Source organism: Micromonospora sp. NPDC049799, from assembly GCF_040656655.1.
Lineage (GTDB): Bacteria > Actinomycetota > Actinomycetes > Mycobacteriales > Micromonosporaceae > Micromonospora.
In genome coordinates this window covers 1-5,424 of record NZ_JBFAMU010000339.1, presented here as the reverse complement: position 1 = coordinate 5,424, position 5,424 = coordinate 1, and the positions used below count along the sequence as shown (strand labels likewise).

The window sequence follows — 5,424 nt, the reverse complement described above, 5'->3', positions numbered from 1 at the left end:
TCGACGTCGCCGCGCCCGGCGGCGATCACCAGCAGCGAGCCACCCGGCGCGACCAGCTCGCCCACCGCGGCGGTCGCGGCCGACCGCAGCCCCAGCGGCAGTGCCTGGACGGTCATGCTCTCCACGACCAGGTCGAAGCCGTGCCGCCACGGTGCCGGCGTGTCGAGCAGGTCGGCGGCCCGGTAGTCGACGGCGGAGCCGGGGTGCCGCTCCCGGGCGGCGGCCACGGCGGTGGGGGAGATGTCGAAGGCGACGGTGGTGAAGCCGAGACCGGCGAGGTGCTCGGCGTCCCGGCCGTACCCGCAGCCGACCACGACCGCCCGCCGCCCGTCGCCGGCGACGTGGTGCGCGGAAGTCCAGTCCACGAGCAGGCCGTGCGGAGCGCTGCGCTCCCAGGGCACCACCGCCGCGCCCCGCGCCGCCTCCCGGTAGAGGCGGTCGAACCAGCCGGTCGGATCGCCGGCCGCGAGCGACTCCGCCGCCAGCCGATCCGCGTCGTCCTCGCGCATGCCGGGCCCCCTCCCGTACGCGTGCCCCGCCCGGGGCACGACCGCCGACACGATAGCGGTCCCCACCGACAACAGGGTGTCGACCGGGTCACCGCCCGGAATCGTCCCGCGCCCGCGACCGTTGGGCCGGATGCGGCGGGTCGAGCGGGCGTCCACGGCGTTGTCGGGGCGTACGGCTAGGCTCGCTGCGGCGTGCCGCGCCGGCCACACCCGCCGGGAAGCGGCAGCACACCGCCGAGACCGGGGAGTACGACCAGTTGACCGCAGAGCCTGAGACCCTGTACGGGGCCGACGACCTCACGCACCTCGAGGGGCTGGACGCCGTCCGCAAGCGGCCCGGCATGTACATCGGCTCCACCGACAGCCGTGGCGTGGGTCACCTCGTCAACGAGATCCTCGACAACTCCACCGACGAGGGTGTCGCCGGTCACGCCACGACGATCACGGTGATCCTGCACGCCGACGGGTCCGTCCAGGTCGACGACGACGGCCGGGGCATCCCGACCGACGTGCACGCCAAGTCCGGCATCTCCGGCGTGGAACTGGTGCTCACCCGGCTGCACGCGGGCGGCAAGTTCGGCGGCTCCGGCTACAAGACCTCCGGCGGCCTGCACGGCGTCGGCGCGTCGGCGGTCAACGCGCTCTCCCAGCGGTTCGACGTGACGGTCCGCCGCGGCGGCAAGGTCCACGCCATGTCGTTCCGGCACGGCGTACCGGGAATCTTCGACGGCGACGGCCCGGACGCGCCCTTCACCGCCGGCCCCGGCCTCCAGGTCGTCGGCGGGATGAAGCGCGGCCAGCGCACCGGCACCTCGATCCGCTACTGGCACGACGCCCGCTACTTCGAGACCGGCGCGGCGCTCGACGTCGAGGCCGTCCGCACCAAGCTGCGCAACACCGCGTTCCTGGTGCCGGGCGTGGACTACCGCCTGCGCGACGAGACCGGCGAGGAGTCGACCGAGGAGCGCTTCCACTATCCCGAGGGACTCACCGCCATGGTGGAGTTCCTCGCGCCGGCCGGCGACCGGCCCGTCTCGGGCACCCTGCTCGTCACCGGCGAGGGCACCTACCGGGAGAACGCCGCCGACGCCAACGGCGTCATGCAGTCCAACGTGCAACGCCGCGCCGAGGTCGAGGTGGCCTTCCGGTGGGGCACCGGCTACGAGCGCACCGTCGAGTGCTTCACCAACACCATCCGCAACGCCCACGGCGGCACCCACCGCAAGGGCTTCGAGCGGGCCCTGGCGCGCACCCTCGCCGACGCGATCCGCAACACCCGTGGCCTGCTCAAGGCCAAGGAGGACGCGCCCACCCTGGACGACGTCCTGGAGGGCATGACCGCCGTCGTGCACGTCCGGATCCCGGAGCCGCAGTTCACGTCGCAGACCAAGGACGAGCTGTCCACCGCCGGCATCACCAAGGTGCTCCAGTCGCAGGTGGAGCAGCACGTCAAGGCCTGGCTGGAGGACCGGCGCACCAAGGCCGAGGCCCGTACGGTGCTCCAGAAGATCGTCGACGCGGCCCGGGTGCGCCTGACCCAGAAGCAGCAGAAGGACGCCGCCCGCCGCAAGACCGCCCTGGAGGGCGCGGCGATGCCGGCCAAGCTCGTCGACTGCCGGTCGGCCGGCATCGAGCGCAGCGAGCTGTTCATCGTGGAAGGGGACAGCGCTCTGGGAACGGGGCGACTTGCCCGGTCTGCGGAGTATCAGGCGCTGCTGCCGATCCGCGGCAAGATTCTCAACGTGCAGAAGGCCAACCTCCAGCAGGTGCTGGACAACGCCGAGTGCGCCGCGATCGTGCAGGTGCTCGGCGCCGGCTCCGGCCGCACGTTCGACCTGTCGGCCATGCGCTACGGGCGGGTGCTCATCATGGCCGACGCCGACGTCGACGGCGCGCACATCCGTACGCTGCTGATCACGCTCTTCGCCCGCTACATGCGCCCGCTGATCGAGGCCGGCCGGCTGTACGCGGCCATGCCGCCCCTGCACAAGATCACCACCAGGGGGCGCAACCCACAGACGGTCTACACGTACACGCAGGCGGAGATGGAGACGACGGTCCGCCGGCTGGAGAAGTCCGGCAAGCAGATCGTCACCCCGATCCCGCGCTTCAAGGGTCTCGGAGAGATGGACGCCGACGAGCTGTGGGAGACCACGATGAACCCGGCCACCCGGGCGGTCCGCCGGATCACCCTCGACGACATCGACGCCGCCGAGCGCATCCTCGACCTGCTGATGGGGGAGAAGGTCGAGCCGCGCCGCAACTGGTTGATCGACTCCGCCGACCGGGTCGACCGGGAGGCGATCGACGCATGACGACCGCTGCCGTTCGAGGGGAAAGCTGAGCCATGGCACGCCGCAAGGAAACGAAGGTCGACCTCTCCGCGTTCGACCAGGCCGGCGCGCGGGTCTTCGACAACCCCCTGGTCACCGAGGTCTCCGACTCCTACCTGGAGTACGCGTTCTCGGTCATCCACAGCCGGGCACTGCCCGACGCCCGGGACGGCCTCAAGCCGGTGCACCGGCGGATCCTCTGGTCGATGCACGAGCAGGGCCACCGACCCGATCGGGGGCACGTCAAGTCGGCCCGCATCGTCGGGGACGTGATGGGCAAGTACCACCCGCACGGCGACACCGCGATCTACGACGCGATGGTGCGGCTGGCCCAGGACTTCTCGCTCAACGTGCCGCTCATCGACGGGCACGGCAACTTCGGCTCACCGGACGACGGCCCCGCCGCCGCCCGCTACACCGAGGCCCGGATGTCGCGCGAGGCGATGCTGCTCGTCGGCGAGCTGGGCGAGGACACCGTCGACGTCGAACCGAACTACGACGGCTCGCTGACCCAGCCCACCGTGCTGCCGGCAGCCTTCCCGAACCTGCTGGTCAACGGGGCCTCCGGCATCGCGGTCGGCATGGCGACCAACATGATCCCGCACAACCTCGGCGAGGTCGTCTCCGCCGCGCGCTGGCTGATCAACCACCCGGACGCCACGCTGGACCGGATCATGGAGTTCGTCCCCGGTCCGGACCTGCCCACCGGTGGCCTGCTGCTCGGCCTCGACGAGGTGCGGCGGGCGTACGAGACCGGGCGCGGCGTGGTGCGCATGCGCGGCAAGGTGGAGATCGGTCCCCTGGAGGGCAGCCGCGGCCGGCAGGCCATCACCGTCGTCGAGCTGCCGTACGGCGTCGGCGCGGAGAAGGTCATCGCCGCCATCACCACCGAGGTGACGAAGACCAAGCGGCTCACCGGCATCGCCGACGTCAAGGACCTCACCGACCGGGAGAACGGCACCCGTCTGGTCATCGAGTGCAAGGTCGGCGTCAATCCTCAGGCGCTGCTCGCCGACCTCTACCGGCTCACCCCGCTGGAGCAGTCGTTCGGCGTCAACAATCTGGTGCTGGTCGACGGGCAGCCGCGCACCCTCGGGCTGAAGGCGCTGCTGGAGGTGTTCCTGGCGCACCGGTACGAGGTGGTGACCCGGCGCAGCGCGTACCGGCGGCGCAAGCGCCAGGAGCGCCTGCACCTCGTCGACGGCCTGCTGATCGCGCTGCTCGATATCGACCGCGTGGTGAAGCTGATCCGGGCCAGCGAGGACGCGCAGGCCGCCAAGGACGGCCTGATGCAGAAGTTCAAGCTCTCCGAGATCCAGGCCACGTACATCCTGGACACTCCGCTGCGCCGGCTCACGAAGTACGACCGGATCGAGCTGGAGGCCGAGCAGGAGAAGCTCCGCGCCGAGATCGCCGAGCTGTCGAAGATCCTCGACGACGAGGCGGTGCTCAGGAAGGTCGTCTCCGACGAGCTGGCCGCCGTCGTCAAGCAGTTCGGCACGCCGCGCCGCACCACCCTGGTCGACGGTGACCTCAAGGAGGTCCTCGCCGCCTCCGTACCGGCCGGCCCGCTGGAGGTCGCCGACGACCCGTGCCAGGTGATCCTGTCCGCGACCGGGCTGGTCGCCCGGACCGCGGCGGAGTCGGAGGAGACCTCCGAGGGGCGCCGCCGGCAGGGCCGCGTCAAGCACGACGCGGTACGCGCCGTCGTGCACTCCACCGCCCGGGGCCGGGTGCTCCTGGTCACCAGCGCCGGCCGGGCGTTCAAGGTCGACGTCCTGCCCCTGCCGGTGCTGCCCGAGCAGGCCGGCACGGTGTCGCTGCGGGGCGGGATGTCCGCCGCCGAGCTGGTGCCGCTGGAGCCGGGCGAGACGGTGGTCGGGCTGGCGCCGCTCGGGTCGTCGGCGGACGGGTCCCCGGGCCTGGCGCTGGGCACCCGGCTGGGCGTGGTGAAGGTGTGCGCGCCGGACTGGCCGGTGCGGTCCGACGAGTTCGAGGTGATGGGCCTGCGTGAGGGTGACGAGGTGGTCGGGGCGACCTGGCTGACCGACGGCGCCGAGTCGCTGACCTTCGTCACCTCCGAGGCGTCCCTGCTGCGGTTCCCGGCCACGCTGGTGCGCCCGCAGGGCCTCAAGGGCGGTGGCATGGCCGGTGTCACCGTGCCGGCCGGCGCGCGGGTGGTGTTCTTCGGCGCGGTCCGCACCGACGACCCGACGCACGGCGACCCGATGGTGGTCACCTCCACCGGCGCCACGGTCAAGGTGACGCCGTTCGGGGCGTACCCGGCGAAGGGCCGGGCGACCGGCGGCGTGCGCGCGCAGCGGTTCCTCAAGGGTGAGACCGACGTGGTCGCGGCGTGGGTCGGTCCGCGTCCGGTCGGTGCCACCGCGAACGGCGATCCGGTCGAGCTGCCGGCGGCGGACCCGCGTCGCGACGGCTCCGGCTTCGCCGTGATGCTCGGCCCGACGGTGATCGGCCACCAGGTCGAGCGCCCCTGACCCGCCGCCCGACGGGGCCCGCCGGCGGGCCGCCGCGCGGGTCCCCCCGGCCCGGGTCGCGGGGAGCGGGGAGCCAGATCGGAC

General features: G+C 72.5%; 3 protein-coding genes. 2 read left to right on the top strand and 1 reads right to left on the bottom strand.

The genetic code is table 11. The annotated features are described in order from the left end of the window. Positions 1-509, bottom strand: a 509-nt coding sequence (locus AB0I76_RS21540) for a class I SAM-dependent methyltransferase (protein WP_357038230.1), incomplete at its 3' end; no start/stop codon positions are given. Between the two features lie 257 nt (positions 510-766). Between AB0I76_RS21540 and AB0I76_RS21535 the strand changes: the two genes are divergently transcribed. Then, entirely contained in the window at positions 767-2,824 is a 2,058-nt protein-coding gene (locus tag AB0I76_RS21535) for a DNA topoisomerase IV subunit B (RefSeq protein ID WP_357038227.1), read from the top strand. 32 nt (positions 2,825-2,856) lie between these two features. After that, complete coding sequence (locus AB0I76_RS21530) at positions 2,857-5,340, top strand: DNA topoisomerase (ATP-hydrolyzing) (protein WP_357038224.1); 2,484 nt, start codon at positions 2,857-2,859, stop codon at positions 5,338-5,340. Positions 5,341-5,424 lie beyond the last annotated feature (84 nt).